Origin of the sequence: Aquimarina algiphila, from assembly GCF_947494415.1 — a bacterium.
GTDB lineage: Bacteria > Bacteroidota > Bacteroidia > Flavobacteriales > Flavobacteriaceae > Aquimarina > Aquimarina algiphila.
This window is the reverse complement of the sequence record NZ_CANLVC010000017.1, coordinates 34,627-56,697: the sequence shown is the minus strand read 5'-3', so window position 1 is coordinate 56,697 and position 22,071 is coordinate 34,627. Positions and strand designations below refer to the sequence as shown.

Annotated in this window: 15 protein-coding genes; 11 read left to right on the top strand and 4 right to left on the bottom strand. The window is 31.0% G+C overall.

Going from position 1 to position 22,071, the window contains the following annotated elements; genetic code table 11:
* Positions 1-155: 155 nt before the first annotated feature.
* Positions 156-890 (top strand): head GIN domain-containing protein, encoded by a 735-nt coding sequence (locus tag PQF96_RS28110; RefSeq protein WP_109435415.1) that lies wholly within the window; start codon positions 156-158, stop codon positions 888-890.
* Between the two features lie 126 nt (positions 891-1,016).
* On the opposite strand, the gene ggt is transcribed toward PQF96_RS28110, so the two are convergent.
* Together ggt and PQF96_RS28100 are read right to left on the bottom strand one after the other, a co-directional pair.
* Positions 1,017-2,720: a gamma-glutamyltransferase gene (ggt, locus tag PQF96_RS28105; protein ID WP_271770335.1), complete on the bottom strand. Its 1,704-nt coding sequence runs from the start codon at positions 2,718-2,720 to the stop codon at positions 1,017-1,019.
* A gap of 77 nt (positions 2,721-2,797) precedes the next feature.
* The gene (locus tag PQF96_RS28100; RefSeq protein ID WP_109435413.1) at positions 2,798-3,382 is read right to left on the bottom strand and encodes an acyl carrier protein phosphodiesterase; all 585 of its coding nucleotides are present in this window, start codon (positions 3,380-3,382) and stop codon (positions 2,798-2,800) included.
* A gap of 122 nt (positions 3,383-3,504) precedes the next feature.
* Here PQF96_RS28100 and glmM point away from each other — a divergent pair, with 122 nt between their 5' ends.
* From glmM to PQF96_RS28050, 10 genes are all read left to right on the top strand, one after another.
* Entirely contained in the window at positions 3,505-4,893 is a 1,389-nt protein-coding gene (glmM, locus tag PQF96_RS28095; protein WP_109435412.1) for a phosphoglucosamine mutase, read from the top strand.
* Positions 4,894-5,126: 233 nt separating this feature from the next.
* Positions 5,127-5,996: a ParB N-terminal domain-containing protein gene (locus PQF96_RS28090; RefSeq protein WP_109435411.1), complete on the top strand. Its 870-nt coding sequence runs from the start codon at positions 5,127-5,129 to the stop codon at positions 5,994-5,996.
* 728 nt (positions 5,997-6,724) lie between these two features.
* The gene (locus tag PQF96_RS28085) at positions 6,725-8,491 is read left to right on the top strand and encodes a fatty acyl-AMP ligase (protein WP_271770333.1); all 1,767 of its coding nucleotides are present in this window, start codon (positions 6,725-6,727) and stop codon (positions 8,489-8,491) included.
* 144 nt (positions 8,492-8,635) lie between these two features.
* The gene (locus PQF96_RS28080; RefSeq protein ID WP_271770331.1) at positions 8,636-10,420 is read left to right on the top strand and encodes an acyl-CoA dehydrogenase family protein; all 1,785 of its coding nucleotides are present in this window, start codon (positions 8,636-8,638) and stop codon (positions 10,418-10,420) included.
* Positions 10,421-10,435: 15 nt separating this feature from the next.
* Positions 10,436-10,714: an acyl carrier protein gene (locus PQF96_RS28075; RefSeq protein ID WP_109435408.1), complete on the top strand. Its 279-nt coding sequence runs from the start codon at positions 10,436-10,438 to the stop codon at positions 10,712-10,714.
* Between the two features lie 106 nt (positions 10,715-10,820).
* Positions 10,821-14,888, top strand: coding sequence for a non-ribosomal peptide synthetase (locus PQF96_RS28070; protein ID WP_271770329.1), 4,068 nt, complete (start codon positions 10,821-10,823; stop codon positions 14,886-14,888).
* A 179-nt stretch (positions 14,889-15,067) separates the two neighbouring features.
* A complete protein-coding gene (locus tag PQF96_RS28065) occupies positions 15,068-15,502 on the top strand; it encodes an SRPBCC family protein (protein WP_109435406.1) in 435 nt (144 codons plus the stop codon).
* Between the two features lie 36 nt (positions 15,503-15,538).
* Positions 15,539-17,911 (top strand): efflux RND transporter permease subunit, encoded by a 2,373-nt coding sequence (locus PQF96_RS28060; RefSeq protein ID WP_271770327.1) that lies wholly within the window; start codon positions 15,539-15,541, stop codon positions 17,909-17,911.
* 21 nt (positions 17,912-17,932) lie between these two features.
* Entirely contained in the window at positions 17,933-18,739 is an 807-nt protein-coding gene (locus tag PQF96_RS28055) for an outer membrane lipoprotein-sorting protein (RefSeq protein WP_143916256.1), read from the top strand.
* A gap of 336 nt (positions 18,740-19,075) precedes the next feature.
* The gene (locus PQF96_RS28050; protein WP_160114090.1) at positions 19,076-20,326 is read left to right on the top strand and encodes a DUF1302 family protein; all 1,251 of its coding nucleotides are present in this window, start codon (positions 19,076-19,078) and stop codon (positions 20,324-20,326) included.
* A 36-nt stretch (positions 20,327-20,362) separates the two neighbouring features.
* On the opposite strand, the gene PQF96_RS28045 is transcribed toward PQF96_RS28050, so the two are convergent.
* The gene (locus PQF96_RS28045) at positions 20,363-21,019 is read right to left on the bottom strand and encodes a 4'-phosphopantetheinyl transferase family protein (RefSeq protein WP_271770324.1); all 657 of its coding nucleotides are present in this window, start codon (positions 21,017-21,019) and stop codon (positions 20,363-20,365) included.
* Positions 21,020-21,114: 95 nt separating this feature from the next.
* Positions 21,115-22,014 (bottom strand): lysophospholipid acyltransferase family protein, encoded by a 900-nt coding sequence (locus PQF96_RS28040; protein ID WP_109435401.1) that lies wholly within the window; start codon positions 22,012-22,014, stop codon positions 21,115-21,117.
* Positions 22,015-22,071: the final 57 nt, after the last annotated feature.

The following is a 22,071-nucleotide window of genomic DNA, read 5'->3' as shown; positions in this document are numbered from 1 at the left end:
TTTTAAATTTAATAGATGTAGAGAATAAACAAACAAGTAAAATTTATAGTACAAACTGTAACAATAAGAGAAGAATTTTGTCTATTTATCAAACATACAATCATTAAAGGAATCTCATAACAAATCAATTCATTCATTATTTAAAAACGAATCATATGAAAACAAACAGCAAAATCATCAATTCACTATTATTCATTGTGATTGCATTATTTACAATTAATTTGAGCGTTGCTCAAAATAAAATAAAAGGTAATGGTAATGTTACTAAGGAAGAAAGAACAATATCTTCTTTTAATGAGCTTATAGTAAAAGGAGTGTATAATGTATACTTAGCACAAGGACAAAAAGAATCTGTTACTGTAGAAGCAGATGAAAATTTACAACAGGTAGTTACGGTAAAGAACCAAGGTAATACTCTTGTTTTAGGTTGGAAAAAAGGAATGAATGTCAAGAAAAAAACAAAAATGAATGTTTACATAACTTTAAAGGACTTAAAAAGACTTAAAGTTACCGGAGTTGGAAATGTTAAAACGGCTTCAGAACTTTCTTTGACAGAACTTGACCTAAAAGTTTCAGGAGTAGGAAATACATCTTTAAAATTAAACTGTAATAAATTAGAAGGAGAGATTTCTATGGTAGGGAATTTAACCCTTGAAGGAAAAGTTGGAGAAATGAAACTTGATAATAATGGAACGGGGGCGTTACGAGCATATAATTTAATTGCACAAAAATTAGAGGTTAATAATTCTGGTATCGGAAAAGTTGAAGTTAATGCAGAAGAAGAAATAAGTATCACATCTTCAGGTATTGGAAGTGTTTATTATAAAGGAAATGCCAAAACTACGAAGTTAGATCATAAAGGTATAGGTAAAATCAAAAAAGTAAATTAATTTTAGATTTGATAAAAACCGGTTTTTATCAATAATTTATTTTCCAAAAAACCAGATAATCATAGCTGTTATCTGGTTTTTTTATTTGGTATTTGTATCACAATAAGAAAAAAATGGATTACTAAATTAAAACCCAACTGCAGTATCATCTCCACGCTTATCAGCTCCTCCTTCCAGGGTGCCATTTGGTAAAACTAGTATTCCATCAACCTTACCAATAATTTTTGAAGTTTCTTCATCAATTTTATATCCTTTTTGACTTAAACTATCTAATAATACGGGGTCAAAAGATTCTGGTTCAAAAACTACAACATCAGGTAACCATTGATGATGAAAACGAGGAGCGTTTACGGCCTCTTGCATGGTCATCCCAAATTCTTCTACATTGAGTATCGTTTGTAATACAGAGGTAATAATTGTAGATCCTCCTGGAGTACCAACAGACATCCAGAATGTATCGTTTTTTTCTACAATAGTAGGAGTCATAGAACTTAGCATTCTTTTTTCAGGCGCTATTGCATTGGCTTGTGCACCAATTAGACCAAACATATTCGGAACTCCTGGTTTAGCACTAAAATCATCCATTTCATTATTTAAGAACGTTCCGATTTCTGAAGCATATAACTTAGATCCATATGCACCATTAAGTGTTATCGTTACAGAGATTGCATTACCAAACTGATCAACAATAGAGTAGTGGGTGGTTTCATCACTTTCATAACCAGGAATCATTCCGCAGTTTATTTCTGATGATGGTGTTGCTTTTTCAAAGTTAAAATCAGACATACGATCGGTAAGATATGGCATCCCAATTAGGGTGTCTATTGGTATTTTTGTGAAATCTGGATCACCAAGATAAAAACTACGATCTGCATATGCTCTTCGTTCAGCTTCTGTAATAACCTGAATCGTTTTAAGTTGGTTATGACCATATTTAGAAATTTCATAGGGCTCTATCATTTTCATGATTTGTGCTAAACAAACCCCTCCACTAGATGGAGGAGACATGGATATTACAGAAAGATTTTTGTAGTTAAACCGTACCGGTTCCCTCCATTTTGCTTCATATTTTGACAAATCTTCCAAAGTAATTATTCCTCCATTTGATTGTATGTGTTCAACCAGTTTTTTACCAGTTTTACCGACATAGAATTCTTCTTTTCCATTTTTAATGATACGTTTCAGCGTTGCTGCAAGTTTTATGTTTTTGATAGTGTCTCCTGCTTTGTAATTTTTGGCAAAGAGAATAGTGTCTTTGTTAACTTCAAAAAACAATTCTTTATAATTTTCAAACCGTTTTCTTTGTTTTTCAGTAACTGCAAAACCACGATTAGCCAGATCAACTACCGGACTAAGTATTTCTTCTATTGGCAATGTGCCAAACCTTTTGTGTACGGCAAAAATTCCAGCTATTGTACCAGGAACTCCAATTGCCAGAGCTCCGACTTGACTTTTTTCGGGTATCGGATCGCCATTTTCATCCAGATACATATCTTTATAAGCGGCAAGAGGGGCTTTTTCTCTATAATCTAATGCTCCTGTTTCTCCATCTGCTTTACGATATACCATAAAACCGCCACCACCAAGACTTCCGGCAAATGGGTAGGCCACAGCAAGTGCCATTTCTGTAGCGACCATAGCATCAAAAGCATTACCTCCTTTTTTCATAATAGCAGCACCAATTGCTGAAGCTTCTTTTCTCGCCGAAACTACCATGGCTTTTTGAGTAATCAGACCTAATACAGGTTCGGTTTCTTTTTGTTGATCAATACTATTATTTTTACAGGAGAAGAAAAGAGAGAAGAGTAATAAAAGAAATGTGTGTTTCATTAGGTATAGTTTTGATATCTTATTTTTAACCGTTATAATATGCTGATTAAGATGATTTAGCAATACATTGTAATATATTATAATACTTTTATTTCATTTTCGGTGTATACTTTGAGTTCTTCAAAAAATGAACGAAACTCTTTATCAAATTCCGAATAGTAAAATTCTAGCTCATTTACTGCCAGATCCATTCTGGATTTGTTTTTTGTTCTTCTATTCATACCAGATAAAGCACTTCCTATTCCCGAAATAGAAGCGTAACTTAGTAACCAATTGTCCTTAATCATATATGGTAAAAAATTTTGAATTTGCTTAGGTAAAACCTGATGATATTGATGGAGCAGTTCATAAAAAGAGACTGTGTACTCCTCTAAAGGAATTTCAGAATATTCCACCCAATTATTAGCTAAAAAATGGTCATATAGAATATCAACAATAACAGTGCTATAATGCCTGTACTTAGGAAATAGTCGTGAAACACTTTTTTTTACAATAGGATGAGTATCGGTATAAGAATCAATTTTACGATGTAATGTAATTCCTTGTTGAATACGATTCGGATAGTTTAGGTATTTTTTTCCTTTAACAGAATCAGCAATAAAATTACCTATTTTAAGCTCTGGATCTTCCCCAGAAAGATAAATATGGGCTAGAAAGTTCATTATGGGAATTTACAATTTTTTAGAAAGTTAATATTGTTTTTTTGTAAATTTTAATGCTAAAGTTGTAGTAGTCTGCCATAGCTCGTACATTTACACTTAAAAATATACAATCAATTATAAGCATGACATTAATAAAATCAATTTCAGGAATTAGAGGTACAATTGGAGGAACTGTTGGAGATAACCTAACACCAGTAGATGCGGTTAAATTTGCCTCTGCTTATGGTAGTTGGTTAAAAGAGGAAACAAAAACAAAACATCCAAAAGTAGTGGTAGGGCGTGATGCCAGAATATCTGGTTCTATGATTCAACAATTAGTAATGAATAGTTTGGTTGGTTTAGGAATTCATGTGATTGATTTAGGACTCTCTACTACACCAACGGTAGAAATAGCAGTAACATTAGAAAAAGCGGATGGAGGAATAATTCTCACGGCCAGTCATAATCCAAAACAATGGAATGCTTTAAAACTTTTAAATCATAAAGGAGAATTTTTGAATGCCGATAATGGTAAAAAGATTTTGGAAATCGCAGAAAATGATACATACGTCTTTGCAGAAGTTGACGATTTAGGAAGTATTACTGTAAATGACACTTATATTGATAAACATATTGAAGAAGTATTGAACCTTTCTTTAGTAGATGCAGAATTAGTAAAAAAAGCTAATTTTAAGGTGGTTGTTGATGCGGTGAATTCTACAGGAGGTATTGCAATACCAAAATTACTTCAAAAAATGGGAGTAGAGACTGTGGAGTTGTATTGTGAACCAAATGGGCATTTTCCTCATAATCCAGAACCATTAAAAGAACACCTGACAGATTTATCTGATTTAGTAGTAAAAGAGAAAGCAGATTTTGGACTTACAGTAGATCCAGATGTAGACCGATTAGCCTTTATGAGTGAAGATGGTGAAATGTTTGGAGAAGAATACACATTGGTAGCTTGTGCAGATTTTGTATTAGGTAAAACACCAGGGAATACGGTTTCAAATTTATCATCTAGCAGAGCATTGAGAGATATAACTCAAAAACATAATGGAACTTATGAAGCAAGTGCAGTAGGAGAGGTTAATGTAGTTGAAAAAATGAAGGCAAATAAAGCGGTCATTGGAGGAGAAGGAAATGGAGGTATTATTTATCCAGAATCACACTATGGAAGAGATTCTTTGGTAGGAGTAGCTTTGTTTCTTACGCATTTAGCAGAAAAAAAATGTAGCGTAAGCGAATTAAAAAATAGCTACCCGTCTTATTTTATGAGCAAAAATAAAGTTCAGTTAACTCCTGGTTTAGATGTTGACGCCATTTTGAAAGGGTTTCATAAAAAACATGAATCTGAAGAAGTTTCTACCGTAGATGGTGTAAAGGTTGATTTTAAGGATAATTGGGTGCATTTACGTAAAAGTAATACAGAACCTATCATTCGTATATATACAGAAGCTTTAAGTCAGGAAAAAGCAGATGAGTTAGCAGAAGATACTATTGTTACATTAAAGAGTATTGCAGGAATATAAAACTTAGTTTGTATCCATAATTAAGTTTTTTGCATTTAAATATCTGATAATCAGAATTTTGATTTTTTTTTGATAATTTGTAGAATTCTAAAATTAGAATAATTTGATACTTGTTGTTTTTTACTAGTATATTTTAAGTAATATTCTCTTTTTCTATAGAGTAATGCTTTAAGGTTTATAGACTTAATGAATTTTGTATATTTGATCATTAAGCCAATATTATTTCCGATTGCATGAAAAACATAAGGATTATTCAGGAATTAAAGGAGCACATTGTTCCTTTATCCAAAGAAGAATATCAATTACTACGTAAAAGTATAATTTCTGAAGGGTGTAGAGAGGCTCTTTTGGTATGGGAAAAAAATGATGAGTTAATTCTAATTGACGGTCATAATCGTTATCAGATCTGCACAGAGAATAATATTCGTTATAGAACTAAAAAAATGGTTTTTGCAGACATCGAGGAAGTAAAATTTTGGATGCTAAATAATCAGTTAGGAAGAAGAAACCTTAATCCAGACCAATTAAGCTATTATCGAGGGTTAAAATACTGTATGACAAAAAAAAATAAGGGTGGATATGAAAATGTATCATCGAAGGGTCAAATTGACCTTTCGACATCTAAATTACTTTCTAAAGAGTTTAATGTAAGTGAAAGTACGATTAAACGTGATGAAAAATATTCAATGGCTCTTAATTTGATTAGTGAAACAAACCCTAAGCTTAAACTGCAAATATTAATGGGTGAGATTAAAATGAAAAAATCAGACCTCGCTATTTTGCTACAGGCAGAAGGTACAGAAGATTGGGTTATTGTTAACGAATCGGACTTAAAACATAAAATAAAAATTACAAAAGAAAATTTAGAAAGAAAAAAGAGTATTGCTCAATACGATAAAGTAGATACTTCATATGAATTAGTAAGTGGTGTAGATACTTTGTTTTTAGATCAAGACAGTAGACTTAATTTGATAAAAGGAAAAATATTATCTGCTGTTAATTCTTTAATCAAAAACAAGGATAAAAGCTCTTTGAAATCATTAAAAAAACAAATTAATAAGTTAGAATTAGAAGTGTTATATAATCAAGAAGTAAAAAAATAATTAGACTTTAGTATTCTAATGTTAAATAATGTTTACTACCCAAAAACACAAAAAAGAATAGCTTCTACATATTTACAGACTATACAATAAACAAGTAATCATAATAAAACGGTTGAGGTTTTAACCTCAAAATAAAGAGGTTGAATAAAATAATAATGTAAAATCTTCTAATAAAAACAGTGTTTTTTTTATTTTCATGATTTTAAAGCACCTATTTTAAGATTATATTTATTTAACATTTATTTAAAAGCAGAATTACTTTTTGTTAGATTTTAATTATCCATATTTGTATTGTTAATCAAGTAAAATTACCTACCCCTAGTTGTTTATTTTTATTCTAATATCATATAATTATTGAATTAATTATAGTGGTTGAAAGAATAAATAAATAAGTGATGAATATATTATATTGATTGACTATATAATTAATTAAAACCTATTGCTATATATTTATAAATTCATAATTAATGATGTTGTTTTGTATGTCTGATAATTTTGAATTTAAAAGAATGGAGCAATGCATAAAGCTAATAATGAAATGTGATGAAATATATTGAACTTAAATAATTTTTAGTTTTATATAACGATAGATAAGGATAGTTAACCATGTTCTTATTAATTGTCATCACTTTTTTATATTTTTTATTTTAATGTGTGTCAGGATGTTGAAAAAAAATTATAAATAACCCAACTTTAATTATATACAAATTACTCTTAAAACCTTTTAAATGGAAACAAAAGAATTTAAATCAATCGCTGAGATTTTATATCTAAGGGGTGAAATTGAAAGAGACAAAACCGCTATCATTTTCTTACAGTCTAAAGAAAAAGAAGAGAAAGTTACTTATGGAGAGTTATCCAATAGGGCAAAAGCAATAGCTTTAGAATTAAAACAGAAATTAGATTTTGGAGATAGAGTCTTATTATTATATCCCCCGGGAATCGAATATATAAGTGCTTTTTTTGGTTGCTTATATGCAGGAGTTATTCCTGTTCCTGCTTATCCGCCAGATAGTAGAAATACAGAAAGATTATTAATGATAATAAAGGATTCTCAATCTAAATATGCATTAAGTACATCTGGTATAATGAATTATGTTGATTCCCTTTCTGAAGCTACTATAGTAAATGATGATAGAAGAGAAGGTGTAGAATGTCTAAGTCAGATAGGATGGATAGCAACCGATTTTATCGTTTCTTCACCTAATATAGAATATGTTCCAGAAAAAGTAAAACCAACAGATATAGTCTTTTTACAATATACTTCAGGATCAACAGGAAATCCAAAAGGAGTAATTCTTAATAATACTAATTTGTTAGACAACCTAAAAGCAATACGAGATGCTTTGGGATGTTACTCTGGAACACATATGGTAAGTTGGTTACCTCCTTATCATGATATGGGACTAATAGGAGGGATTCTTCAGCCTTTATATAGTGGGATTGGATTAACTTCAATGGCTCCGATGACATTTCTAAGAAACCCTTTTCTTTGGTTAGATCAAATCTCTAAAAGAAAAGAACAAGGAGGTGTGATTAGTGGGGCTCCCGATTTTGCATATCAATTGTGCGTGAGAAAAATATCAGAAGAAAAATTAGCATCTTTAGATCTTAGTAACTGGAAAGTAGCTTATAGTGGAGCAGAGCCCGTGAAAGAGAGTACATTGATTGATTTCTTTCAAAAATTTAAAGTGTCTAACTTCAAAATGTCAACATTTTTACCAGTGTATGGTTTGGCAGAAGCAACATTATTGGTTTCTTCTGGAGAAAAAACAAAAGAACCATTCACTATAAATATAGATAAAGAAGCTCTTAAAAATCAAAAAGTACAAGTAATAACCAAAGAAAACACTAATAAAATATCATTTGTCTCCTGCGGAAGTAAAGAAGAGGGACATGAAATACATATCGTAAATCCCGAAACTTGTACTTTATCTAAAGATGGAGAAATAGGAGAAATATGGATTAAAAGCCCTAGTGTAGCTGTTGGTTATTGGCAGAATGAAAAACTGACACAGGAAGTGTTTAATGCTTATATTCAGGATGTTAATGAAGAAGGATTTTTTAGAACAGGGGATCTTGGATTTATGATAGACCAAAATTTATATATTTCAGGAAGGCATAAAGACTTAATCATTATAAGAGGTAAAAACTATTACCCACAGGATATTGAGCATACGGTACAAACAGCACATGAGTCATTGAGACCAGGTTGTGGTTCTGCTTTTGCGATAGAAAGTGAAGATGGTGGTGAATCCTTGATAATTGTGCAGGAAGTTAAACGAGAATTTAGAAGAAAAATTGATATAGAAGAGGTTACAAACGCTATATACTTGGCTGTGTCCAGGGAGTATCAAATTCAGGTTAAAGATGTTGTACTTATAGAGCCTTCTTCATTTCCTAAAACAACTAGTGGGAAATTACAAAGATTGGCTTCAAAAGAGTTATATCTAAAAAATAATTTACAACCGATAAAAGCTTATTTGGTCTGTTAAACGCCAATTAACTGTACCAAATAGAAAAAGTTAATTTATTTTTTTAGCATTCAGAAATATTCGTGTAAGGATAGGTATATCTATACCTTAATGGATATTCTCGTTATCATTTTGATAAATCATCATACCAAATTAAGAAACTATATGTCTGTAGATATAATAAAAATACAAAGGCCAACAATCTTTGATAGACTTGTTGCTGTAGAGGAACTTGAAGAATTTCTGAAAAGCCCATTTGATGAATCATCAGTAGTATCATTTAAAAAATCAGCTGCGCTTGATGAAAATGAAATTTTTCCTTATCAGGAAATTGAAGAACTGCATAAATGGAGGTATAATGAATATTATATTCCAGAACAGCTTGGCGGAAAATTAAAATCATTTGAAGAATTACTTTTTTTAACAAGATCAATTTCCAGAAGAGATTTATCGATTTCTATAACCGATGCTCATACACTTTTAGGTGCATTACCAGTTTGGATTGCTGGATCAGAAGAGCAAAAGCAGGAATTGGCAAAAGAAATTAGAAATAGCAGATCTGCTTGTTTAGCAGTGACAGAGAGATCACATGGTAGTGATCTCAATGCAAATGGAGTATGTGCAGTAAAAACTGATGATAATACCAATTATTTATTAACCGGAGAAAAATGGCCTATTAATAAAGCTACATTATCTGATATTTTATGTGTTTTAGCAAAAACTAATGATAAAAAAGATTCCCGAAGCCTATCCATTTTAATGGTAGATAAAGAGAAATTATCACCCGATACATATGCTTATCAGCCCAAAATTAATACTTTGGGGATAAAAGGATGTGATATAAGTGGAATTGTTTTTAATAAAGCAGTACTATCAAAAAACATGCTCGTAGGAAAAGAAGGAGCCGGCCTCGAAATTACTTTAAAAGGATTTCAGATAACCAGGACATTATGTGCAGGTTTATCTTTGGGAGCTGTAGATACTGCTCTTAGAACAACACTAAACTTTGTTTTAAAAAGACAATTGTATGGAAAAACTGTTTTTGATATACAGCATTCAAGACACACCCTGGCAAAAATTTTCATCGATATTATAAGCTGTGATTGCCTTGCAATAGCTTCCTCGAGAGGGTTACATGAGATTACTTCTCAATTTAGTGTTTGGTCTGCAATTGTCAAAAATTACATTCCTCAAAAAGTAGAACAAAGCATACATGAGTTGTCTGTTATCCTAGGGTCAAGATTTTATTTTAGAGATGATCATGATCATGGTGTTTTCCAAAAAATGATGAGAGATAATTCTATCATAAGCCTATTTGATGGTAGTACAATTATTAACAAACATTCTCTCTCTCTTCAACTTAAATTTCTGGCAAAAAAAAGAGCTAAAAGCACAGGTATAGAACTAGAAAAAACTTTAGAAAATATATTTTCTTTGAATAAAGAGGTTAGCGATATTGACTATAACAAACTTGATCTTTTTAGTAAAGGAAACAACATTGTTTTACAAGGAATAGAGTTTGCTCTATCCAAGCTTGGTAATCTAAAAGGAAAGAATAGTGTTTCTCCTAAAACATTATCCGAAATACTTAATTTAACAATAGACCTTATTAGTAATTTAATGGATCTTGAGAATAAAGTAGATAAATTACCTGTTGTAGAATCAGGACATAATCTTGAAACCGAATATTTTGATCTGGCTCAAAGCTATTGCAAATTGCATACAGCAGCAACCTCTGTATTTATGTGGGTCTATAATCAGGAAGAGTTAGGGGAGTATTTTTCTAAAGGAGAATGGCTTGTGCTTTCACTGCAACGAACTCTGGATTCTTTTACTATTTATAAAAAAGAACTGGATAAGGAATATCTAGAGAATACGGCAAAACATTTATTGACATTACATACCGAAGGCAAATTATTTTCGATAACGCCTTTTCAACTTTCAAATTAATTAAAAATCAAATATATGTCTGAAAAAACTGGAGCAATAGAAGTAGCTGCAAAAAGTGCTTCTATAACTGAAATGGAAAATTGGTTAATCAATAGAGTAGCAGAACATTTAAGTATGGATAGCGAGAAGATTTCTATACATGAAGAATTAGTTCTTTATGGTTTAGATTCTATGAGTGCCATCATGATTTCTGGGGATATCGAAGAAAAATTAAATGTAGAATTACCTTCTACTACCTTATGGGATTATCCTACAATTCACGACATTATGTTATTTCTTAAAGACAAAATGTAAAAAAACAAAGCGAATTATAAAATTCGAGAAGACAGACAAATGCATTATTGCTCATTTTTTTACCAACTTTTAATGCTTGCAATATTCTTAAAACCTAAAAAAAATAATGAAAACTGATTTTAACACAGATCAAAATAATCTTCAATTACATCCGCTATCAAAAGAACAAGAAGGCTTATGGTTTCTTCAACAATTGGACCCCGATATTTCAGCCTATAATGTTGTTTTTGGAGGAGAAATAAAAGGAGAATTAGATATAGAAGTTCTTAAAAAGACCTTCGATTTTTTGATAGAACGTCATGATGTTTTAAATACAACATTTGAGATAGTTGATGGTAAACCTTATCAGAATTTCGAAAAAAATATTGATAAAAACTTTGATATTCAGATAGATAGAAGTGTTTCTGGTATAGAAGAAACAATGAGTCGTATTGATCAAGATACTAAAAAACCATTTAATCTAAGTACTGATAGATTAATCCGTGCCAATATATACCATCAAGCTAACCAAGATTATATTTTGGTTGTAACAGCTCATCATATTGCCATGGATTTATGGGGACTGGCAATATTGCTTAATGAATTACGATTGGTATATACTGCATTATGTACTAATGATACACCTCAATTAAAAACTATTACGACAAATTTTAGAAATCATGTAAATGATCAAAAAACACTTTTGTTTTCTGATAAAGGAGATACATTATTACAATATTGGAAAGAAAAACTATCAGGAGAATTACCAGTATTAGATTTTCCCATTGATAAAGTAAGACCAAAACTATTAACATATTCAGGAAATATAGAACGTTTTGCTTTAGATAAAGAGTTAAGTTTTCAACTTGCTGAGTTAGCTAAACAAGAAGGGGTTACCTTATATATGTTGCTTTTGGCTACGTATAGAATCCTTTTACAACGTTATTCTAATCAAGATGATATCTTAATTGGTGTACCTGTTGCGGGAAGAAACAAAAAGGAAACTCGAAACATCATTGGAAATTTTGTGAATACAATTGTATTGCGTTCTTCTTTAGACATATCATCTAGTTTTTCTGATTTTGTAAAAGATATTCGTAAAGATGTCATTGATGGAATGAAACATCAGGAATATCCTTTTTCAGAACTTGTAAAAGAATTGCTTCCGGATAGAGATCCAGGAAGATCACCTTTGATACAAACAGCATTTGCATGGGAAAAATTACCTGTTCTAGATGATGTTATGGCGTCTTTAGGGGCAAATGAAGAGAATTCGTTATTAGATATACAATTATTTGATGTAGATCAACAAGAAGGACAGTTCGAAATTAGCCTCGAAATGGGTAATGTAGTCAATGAAGAATTACAAGGATTGTTTAAATATAATACCGACTTGTTAAATAGTGAGACGGTGATTCAGGTTATTAAACATTTTAAAAATCTATTGTATGCAATAGTTGAAAATCCAAAATCATCTGTTGCAAAACTACCAATAATGTTGGAAGAAGAACAACAAGAAATTTTAAACATATGGAAAGAAAAGCCACAAAAAACTCCTGATTTTGCCACCTTACATGAAGGTTTTGAAACTATGGTTGCCAGAAATCCAAATGCCACAGCAGCCGTTTTTGAGGACAAAGAAATAACTTATGATGAGCTTAATAAAAAAGCAAACGCGCTAGCACATCATTTAAGAAGCTTAGGTGCAGAAAAAGGAACTTTAATTGGTTTGTGCGTTGATAGATCTATCGAAGTACTCATAGGAATAATGGGGATTTTAAAATCTGGAGGAGCATATGTCCCCTTAGACCCTACAAATCCTAAAGAACGACTAGAACTAATTATTGATGATGCAAAAACACCAATAGTTATAACTCATGGAAAAGAGAAATTAACCACATTAGGAGAGCAAATCGAAATAGTTGACTTAGAAACCGATTGGAGGGTAATTGAAACCAATTCAAAAGAAAACCTTAATCTAATAACTCAAAAAGATGAATTAGCATATGTAATTTATACTTCTGGTTCGACAGGAAAACCTAAAGGAGTATTAAATACACATCACAATGTATTAAGATTATTTTCTGCTACGGATCATTGGTATAGATTTAATGAGAATGATGTTTGGAGTTTGTTTCATTCTTATGCCTTTGATTTTAGTGTGTGGGAAATTTGGGGAGCTCTTTTATATGGAGCCAAACTTGTAGTCGTTTCTTATGAAGAGAGCAGAACTCCAGAATCATTTTATAATTTATTAGCTAATCATAAGGTTACTGTATTAAATCAAACACCTTCTGCATTTAAACAACTTATTGATTATGAGGTTTCTGTCAATGAATCAAAAGAATTAGCACTATCATACGTGGTATTTGGAGGAGAAGCTCTGGATATTCCCACTTTAAAACCTTGGATGGATTATCATGGAGATAGTAAACCTCAACTCATTAATATGTATGGGATTACAGAAACAACGGTACATACTACATATAGAGAAATAACTAAAGATGATTTATTATCATCAAAAAGTATGATTGGGGAACCTATTCCTGATATGAAAATTTACTTATTAGATAGTGAACTTAAACCTGTACCATATGGTGTGACTGGAGAGATTTATGTTGGAGGAGAAGGTTTGGCGGTACAGTATCTACATCGTCCAGAACTTACATCAGAACGGTTTATTAAAGACCCTTTTAGTAGTGATCCTAAAGCTCGATTATATAAAAGCGGGGATTTGGCTCAGCTATATAAAAATGGAGATCTAAAATATGTAGGTAGAGCAGATGCACAAGTTAAAATAAGAGGATTTAGAATTGAACTTGGCGAAATACAAACATTATTAGTTTCTCATCCTGAAGTTAAAAATGCAGTCGTGACCACCAGGATTATGCAAGATGATGATATACGCATTGTTGCATACTATATTTTAGAGGAAGAAGGGGAAGCTATCGATAAAAAACTAAGAAATTATTTATTAGACAAGCTCCCTGATTATATGATTCCTTCAATTTTTATTGAAATGAAAGAGTTCGCTTTAACAAACAATGGAAAAATTGATTATCAGAAACTTCCTGTACCCGAATATAAAAGAGAAGAAACAGAATTGGTACTTCCAAGAGATGTAGTCGAATTAGAGCTGCAAAAGATATGGGAGAGAACACTAAAAATCTCTCCAATTGGAGTAAAAGATGATTTCTTTCATTTGGGAGGACATTCTATGCTTGCTGTAAGTATAATGAGTGATATTAAATTGATTTTTGGTGATAGTTTAGCAATTTCAGTATTGTTTCAATACCCTACAATAGAAAAATTAGGAGAAATAATAAGAGATAAAAAAGAAATTTCTAAAGGTTCCCCTGTAGTTCAATTACAAAAAGGAACTTCTGCTCAAGAACCTATATTTTGTATTCATCCTATTGGCGGAAATGTGTTTTGTTATTCTTCGATGGTAGAATCAATAAAAGATTCATATAGTATTTATGGACTTCAGGTTCCTTATTTATATGAGGATGGAACTCCGCATATCACGGTAGAAGATATCGCTACAGATTACATAAAGAACATTAAATCGATACAGAAAGAAGGACCTTTTCATTTGGTTGGATATTGTTTTGGTGGTTTAATCGCTACAGAAATCGCACATCAATTAAAAGATCAAGGAGAGGAAGTCGCTACAGTGACACTATTAGATACCAGATCTCCTTTATATGATGATTCAGAAGAGTTTGATGATGCTATTTTATTATCCTGGTTTGCCAGAGATTTGGCAATACCTTACGGAAAAACACTTACTATTAACCCAGAAGAACTTCGAGCATGTGAATCTGTAGATAAAATGTTTGACATGGTAATAGAGCGGGCAAAGAAAGGTCATATTGTTACTGATGACATCAATAAGGATCAGATGAGAAGATATCTTGATGTGTATATATCCAATGGTACAGCATTATCTCTATATGAAGCAAAACCCTATAATGGTAAGATTAACTTATTAAGAGCTGTACAAGAGCCTCTTATAGAGCAAATAGGAATTAATCTAGGGTGGGATCGTTGTAATATTAAAGATTTAAAAGTGTATGATGTACCCGGTAATCATAGTACAATGATGTACCAACCTAATGCAACAGTATTAGCAGGAACTTTACAACAAATATTCACAGAATATAACAAGGTTGAAAGTGCTGTATTGATATAGCAGAACTATTAAAATTTATATATCACATTTCATTTTATGGACTTGTCAGAGAGTATGTTTCGCAAGTTTTGGCTAATTCTAATGAACGTATTATGTAACCATATGAATACTTTCTGATAAGTTTCCATAAACCAATTATACATATTTAAATAAGGTCGACCTAAAACTAAAACAACATTATGATATCTATTAAACAAACATTTTATTTAGATCATAACATCAAAGATGTTTATGAATTCGTCAATGATCCCGTAAATGAAGTCAGCTGGGTTTCTTCTGTAAAAAAAGTTGAGCAAATGGTTGATGATCAACTAAGGTTACAATATGATTTCTTAGGTAGAAAAGAAACCTTCGTTATGCAAATTAGCACCGAAGCATTTCATCTTAGAAATTATAAAAGTGTCGAAGGAGCTTTTCCTATGAAAGGGCAGCAAAGTTTTGAATCTATTAAAAATGGTAAAGCAACAAAGTTTGACTGGTATTTTGAAATGGATCCAGGAAAATACTTTGGACTAATTCCGCTGATGATTATAAAAAAAGCTACTGAGAAAGTCATGAAAAAAGATGGAACTAATCTTAACAAGTTGATCTCTCAAAGTATGATGAGTGTCTAAATTATTAAATCCCCTAACCAATTATAATCTTTCAAAATGAAATTTATAGCCAATATTATATATAAGAGACCATGGTTGGTTCTTATTGCACTTTTGGTCACTACTATTCTTTTAGGAACAGGAGTAACTAAACTTAAAACCAAAAATAATCAGGATTCAGAACTTCCAAAAGATGATCCTATTGTAAAAACAAATGATTACCTGGAAGAAGTTTTTGGTAAAAAAGATGTTTTAATCGTAGGTATAGAAACTGAAAATATCTTTAATAAAAAAACACTTAATAAGATTATAAATATCTCTAAAGAAATAGAAACTGTTGAAGGTGTTATCGGAGATGAAATTACAAGTTTATCCACAATCAATAATATACAAGGTAAGGATTGGGGATTAGATGTTGGTCCTTTGATGGAAGAAGTTCCAGCAAGTAAACAAGAGATATGGGAATTGAGAAAAGAGGTGTTTTCTAATGAGTTAGTAATTGGACGTTTAGTATCTAAGGATGCTAAATTTACATCCATTATTGCTAATCTCAATGAGGATTATGACCAAACGATAGTGTATAATCAAATTTCTGAAATCATTAAAAAGTATGAAGGAGATGAGAAATTTTATCTAGCAGGAGCACCAATAAATTCTCATGAAATTGATACAGGTATTCAAGATGATGTTAATCTTCTTTTACCATTAGGACTGCTATTAGTATTGATAGGATATTTTATTTCATTTCGCTCGGCAAAAGGAGTAATACTACCTTTTGTGGTTGTTATTTTAAGTATTATTTGGACAATGGGATTAATGGGGCATATCGGTTTTCCTATAACTGTTGTGTCTTCGGTACTTCCAATGCTTATGATTGCCATATCGAGTTCTTATGGTATTCATGTTCTTCATCGATATTATGAAGAAATTCTGACTAGTGAGAATAGAAAAGCGGCCGCTAGAGAAACTGTAAAAAAGATTGGTCCTGCAGTTTTAATGACAGGGATAACCTCGGCTATTGGATCAGCTACTTTAATTATTTTTAAAGTAACATCGATACAAGAATTTGGAATCATTACTTCTTTAGGTATCATCTCTACCTTGTTGGTATCTATATTACTTATTCCTGCAATTTTATCATTATCAAAGAAGAAAGGAGAGAAGAAAACCAGAAAAAATAGAGAAGCTCTTCTTAATAAGTTTTTATTATGGGTTGCCAAAGTATCATTAAAATATAGAGTAAGAATTTTGATCGGTACATTACTCTTATTTGTTATTTCGGGTATTGGAATAAGCAAGATTAGAGTAGGAAACGACTTTGTGAAGTATTTCCCAAAAGAACATGTCTTACGTTCTACATTCGAGAAATTTAATGACAAATTAGGAGGAGTACGTACCATGGATATCATGATAGAGGCCAAAGAAGCCAATATGATAAAAGATCCTGAATTCTTAAAAAAGATTGCTGGTTTTCAAAAATTCGCAGAATCTCAACCAGGAATTGGATATAGTAGTTCATTCTCAGATATTATAAAACGAATGAATCTGCAGATGAACGATGCAGATCCAAGGTATAACACCATTCCTGATTCAAAAAACACAATAGCACAGTATCTATTGTTATACTCCATGTCTGGTGACCCTGGGGATTTTGGAGATCTTATCGATTATGATTATCAGAGAGCAAAAGTAAAACTCTTCTTGACTACCTCTGAACAAGAAGAACATATACAATTGTATAAAACTTTTGAGACTTATGTAAATGAAAATTTTAAAGGTGAAGCTAATATAGAATTTGGAGGAGAAGTAATGTTTTGGCTGGCGCAAATACGATATATAGTAAATGGAAAAATCCAAAATATTTTTCTGGCTATTTTAATCGTTTTGATCTTTTGTATGATTGTTTTAAGATCCATGTCACTGGGATTTTTAAGTATTGTTCCTCTTACCGTATCAAGCATATTAACCTTTGGTTTTATGGGGTTTCTGGGGATTCGACTAGAAACAGGTACCGCTATAATAACTGCAATCGGAATCGGAATCGGGATCGATTTTGCAATTCATTATCTATTACGATTTAAAGAAGAAATGATGATAGATTCTAATTTAGAAAGGGCAACAGAAACCACTATTTTAACTTCTGGGAAAGCCATAATTTATGATGTAGTTTCTAATATTCTTGGTTTCATCGTATTCGTTTTTTCAGGGTTTCTGCCAATACAATATTTCGGATGGTTAATATCATTGACAATGATAACAGTAGCATTTGGGTCATTGGTATTGTTTCCTTCACTTTTAGGAATTTTTAAACCAAAATCATTGTTTCAACAAAAGGGGCAACAAGAAGAAAAAAACATAGAAGCAATCAAAGAAGAAACACCTCAGAAAGTTATAAAAAAGACAATGGCTTTATCTGAAGAATCTAATTAAAACTTTATAAAACTTAAAACAATGAGAACTTTTAAAATAGTAAGAATATCAGTAATTCTAGCCGTGTTTTCTTTTAATATTTCGATGCTATCTGCACAAACTGGCTTAGAGGTGATGACCAAAAATGAAAGACAAGTTTTTGCAGATGATGAGAAAATAGATATTACCATGACATTGGTAAATAAAAAAGGAAAAACAAGAGCTAGGACTATAAATCAGGTTATAAAAAGTGATGAGACAAGAAATCGATCATCAATTATAAGATTTACATCACCTTCTGATGTCAAAGGAACTTCTTTTTTGGCGATAGAGTATTCTGATCGTGATGATGATCAATGGTTGTATTTACCTGCTTTAGGTAAAACCAGAAGAATTTCATCCAGTAATCAAACCGATAATTTTGTTGGATCTGATTTTACTTATGAAGATATGGGAACAGAGGATCTTGAAGATTTTAAATATACTATTATCAAAGAGGAAACTATAGATGGACAAAATTGTTTCTTGGTAGAAGCAATACCGATTTCAACATCAAAAATCAAAGAAACTGGATATTCAAAAAGAGAAATATATGTAAGAAAATCTGATTTTGTAATTGCCAAAATAAACTTTTACAATAAAAATAAAGTGCATATAAAAACATTAACGACCTCTGATGTAAAAAAAGTGGCTAATAGCGAAAAATCAAGAGCTTATGTAATTACTATGAATAATCATAAAACAAATCATAAAACTATTTTAAAATTTGCTGATTTTCAAATAAATACAGGAGTGGAAACCGATATTTTTTCTAAACGAAATTTAGAGAAAGAATACTCTTACGAATAACAAAGTAGAATGTTTAACCTTAATTAATAATCTTATGAAAGTATAGTATTAAAATAACCTAAAAAGTAATAGAATAAGTGTCCTTTTGAAGAGGTGATGATGGTCTATTAATGATTGATTTGTGTTTTAATCATCATGTATTTTAATCGGATACTTATTCTTAATTAAATATTACCCTGACAAAAGTAATCTCTTTTGTGAAAAAAAGAATTCTTTAATTTATAATTGACTATAACCTTGAATTATATACAACGTAAACACGATATAAAAAAAAGTACATTTGAGTTTTTTTCTAAAAAGAAATATTTCAGTCTTGTATTAATGATTATAGCTTGTATGGCATCATTGCAAGCTCAAAAGGAAAAAAAATACCAAATAGGTGGTTTTATAGAGTTAGATCACATTAGTTATTTTGAGAATAATGATATTGAAGAAGAGAAAATCAATTCGAGAAATCAAGGGATTTTACAACTAGAAGTAGAAAGCAAGGCTATTAAAAATTATCATTTTTTTGGTGGTGTTGAAATCCGTGATGATATAGCAGATCCTGATCGAAGACGAGTGTTTTTAGATGAAGCTTACATTGATATCTATATGAATACTATGGATATAAGAATAGGAAAACAAATAATTACATGGGGCGAGGCAGATGGGATTAACCCTACCAATAATTTAAACCCCATAGACTATTCTGATATTATTGATACAGATGATGAACGTATTGGAGTATATTCTATATTGTCTAAATATTATATTGATGATATTACAATACACGGTGTATTTATTCCTGTTTTTCAATCTAGTATTATTCCTGCAACGAACTCGAGGTGGTTTGTTGATTTTCCTCAACAAGCAATTCTTCCAACAGGTGAAATAGTACCTGCATTATTTGAACTACAAGATTTTGATGAACCCGAAAAAGATATTCGAAGTGCTCAGTTTGCTTTTAAAGTAAGTACAACATTTAAAGGGTGGGATTTTTCGGTAAGTTACTTCAATGGATTCGATGATTTGCCTTCTTTATATCAGGAGTTTATACTGGGTCAAGACGGAGTTACCAATGTTTTGATTACTCCAAAAATTAAAAAATTGCAAGTGTTTGGTGCAGACTTTTCTACTATAATTGGTAACTATGGTTTACGAGGTGAAGTTGGATATTTTAGAACAGAAGATCATAAAGGAACTAATCCTTTTATTGACGATTCTTTTTATCAATATGTAGTGGGGTTAGATAGGACTTTTGGAAGCGTAATAGGAGAAAATAACTTATTTATTATTTTACAATGGGTTCATCAGATTATTGAAAGTGGAGAAGATGTTCCGAATACTAATCTTAATAATATTTTTCAAGAGTCTTTTGTTGGAAGAGCAGAATATGAAATTAGTAATTCTGCAAAATTTATAATTGAGGCGACTCATGATATCAAAGTAGATAATACATATGTACAAACAGAATTACAATATGATTTAAGTAGTGGTCTTAACCTTAGTTTGATAGGAGATTTCTTTAATGGTAAAAGAAAAACATTTTTTGGTAATTATGAGGATAACAATAGAATTCAAGCCCGATTAAAGTATAGCTTTTAGGAATAATAAAAAAACAAATGGAGTTATAAAATTGGGTTAGCTTTTATAAAAATTCACAAACTCACAAGGTAATTCTATAGGTGATAATTCTTTATTAATTGCTATGTGGCTACTATAGCCATCAATGTTTATTGGAAGAGGATAAACGTGCCAGGTGTCTGAGTTAATTGTAGCTTTATCATTTACAATTGCAAAGGAAGATAGTGCAATACTAAGTCCTTTTCCTATAGCTTTGACCACTGCTTCTTTTTGTGTCCAGTATTTAAAAGCACAATCTTTTACGGGATCTGCTTTTACTATATTTTCCCATTCTGTAACGGTCATCTGTGACTTTAATATAGTTACATCAATATCCCTAATTTTTTCGATATCAATACCTACTTTATTATCATTGCTGATGATACAAAAAGTAAAATCTCCAGAATGCGAAATATTAAAATCTAGATCAATATCCAAAAATGGTTTGCCATATGAATTGTATTTCAAAAGATGTAGAGGATCATCCTGAGAGTCTGAAAACCTGGAAATCCCATGTCGTAAAAGTAATAATCCTAGTAAAGAGGTCTGCTTATCCTGCCATCTTCTAAATGAATTAATCTTATTTTTTAGTTTTTCAGGTATAGTATTTATATGAGTTTCAAAACATTCATCTTGAAATTCTTTACTTATTTTACTGTATAAAATAATAGTCATTTACGTTATATAATAATAAGTTCAATTTCTGAAGAATATTTAAGTATATCGATTTAAGGCCATAGATTACAAATACGCTATAGAAATACATCAAATTAATCCACAACTGCACCTTCAGGAATTGGAGTATTTCTATGTTTCCAACGTTTATGAGTCCATAAATAATATTGAGGTTTTTCTCGTATCTGACCTTCTAATAATCTTAGATATTCTTTAGTAACGTGATATTTCTCTTCAGTTTTACTATTTTCTGAGATAGGTATAAATCGAACTTCATAATGCCCTCGTTTCACTTTTTCTACATGTAAGTATAGAACAATTACATCAAGTCGCTGTGCTAAAAACTCACCACCTAAAAATATAGGAACTTTTACTCCCATGAAATTCGTCCAATACTTTGCATTTCCAATTTTTGGAGATTGATCAGAGATCATTCCATAAGCACATACAGTATCTTCTTGTTTATCTTTTATAATTTGTCTTGCGACCTTATGACTAGCAATAAGCCTTGAATTAAAACGTCCGCGGATACGGTGTGCCAATCTGTCAAAATATTTGTTTTCAATCTGTTTATAAATACCAACACATGGATTAATAGATACTAAATCTATTGCATTTGACCATTCAAAACTTCCGTAATGCCCCATCAGGGCAATTATACTTTTGTTTTTCTTTTCAAACTCATGAAACTCATCAAGGTTAGTTACTTTATACCGTTTTATAAGTTCTTCACGAGAAATAGAGAGCGATTTTGTCATTTCTAAAAACATATCACACATATGTTTATAGAATTTTTTACGAATACTAAAAATTTCCTCTTTGGACTTTTCTGGAAAAACCAATTGTAGGTTTTCTGTTACTGTCTTTCTCCTATATCGTACGATATAATAAATAATAAAATAAATACCAGTGGAAAAAGCATAAAATAATCGCCATGGTAGTTTTGAAATCCCTAGTATAATTGGATAAACCAGGCTATATATTAGTAATTGCATATGGATGGTTAAAAGCTTACAATATAAGCTTATTTATTAGATATAGTTTACAGATGT

Bases quoted from the DNA above. Each gene is read 5' to 3' on its own strand.
- PQF96_RS28090 (WP_109435411.1), top strand. From the start codon at position 5,127: ATGAAAAACATAAGGATTATTCAGGAATTAAAGGAGCACATTGTTCCT.
- PQF96_RS28075 (WP_109435408.1), top strand. From the start codon at position 10,436: ATGTCTGAAAAAACTGGAGCAATAGAAGTAGCTGCAAAAAGTGCTTCT.
- PQF96_RS28110 (WP_109435415.1), top strand. From the start codon at position 156: ATGAAAACAAACAGCAAAATCATCAATTCACTATTATTCATTGTGATT.
- PQF96_RS28085 (WP_271770333.1), top strand. From the start codon at position 6,725: ATGGAAACAAAAGAATTTAAATCAATCGCTGAGATTTTATATCTAAGG.
- PQF96_RS28040 (WP_109435401.1), bottom strand. From the start codon at position 22,014: ATGCAATTACTAATATATAGCCTGGTTTATCCAATTATACTAGGGATT.
- PQF96_RS28060 (WP_271770327.1), top strand. From the start codon at position 15,539: ATGAAATTTATAGCCAATATTATATATAAGAGACCATGGTTGGTTCTT.
- PQF96_RS28045 (WP_271770324.1), bottom strand. From the start codon at position 21,019: ATGACTATTATTTTATACAGTAAAATAAGTAAAGAATTTCAAGATGAA.
- PQF96_RS28055 (WP_143916256.1), top strand. From the start codon at position 17,933: ATGAGAACTTTTAAAATAGTAAGAATATCAGTAATTCTAGCCGTGTTT.
- PQF96_RS28080 (WP_271770331.1), top strand. From the start codon at position 8,636: ATGTCTGTAGATATAATAAAAATACAAAGGCCAACAATCTTTGATAGA.
- glmM (WP_109435412.1), top strand. From the start codon at position 3,505: ATGACATTAATAAAATCAATTTCAGGAATTAGAGGTACAATTGGAGGA.
- PQF96_RS28070 (WP_271770329.1), top strand. From the start codon at position 10,821: ATGAAAACTGATTTTAACACAGATCAAAATAATCTTCAATTACATCCG.
- ggt (WP_271770335.1), bottom strand. From the start codon at position 2,720: ATGAAACACACATTTCTTTTATTACTCTTCTCTCTTTTCTTCTCCTGT.
- PQF96_RS28065 (WP_109435406.1), top strand. From the start codon at position 15,068: ATGATATCTATTAAACAAACATTTTATTTAGATCATAACATCAAAGAT.
- PQF96_RS28100 (WP_109435413.1), bottom strand. From the start codon at position 3,382: ATGAACTTTCTAGCCCATATTTATCTTTCTGGGGAAGATCCAGAGCTT.
- PQF96_RS28050 (WP_160114090.1), top strand. From the start codon at position 19,076: ATGGCATCATTGCAAGCTCAAAAGGAAAAAAAATACCAAATAGGTGGT.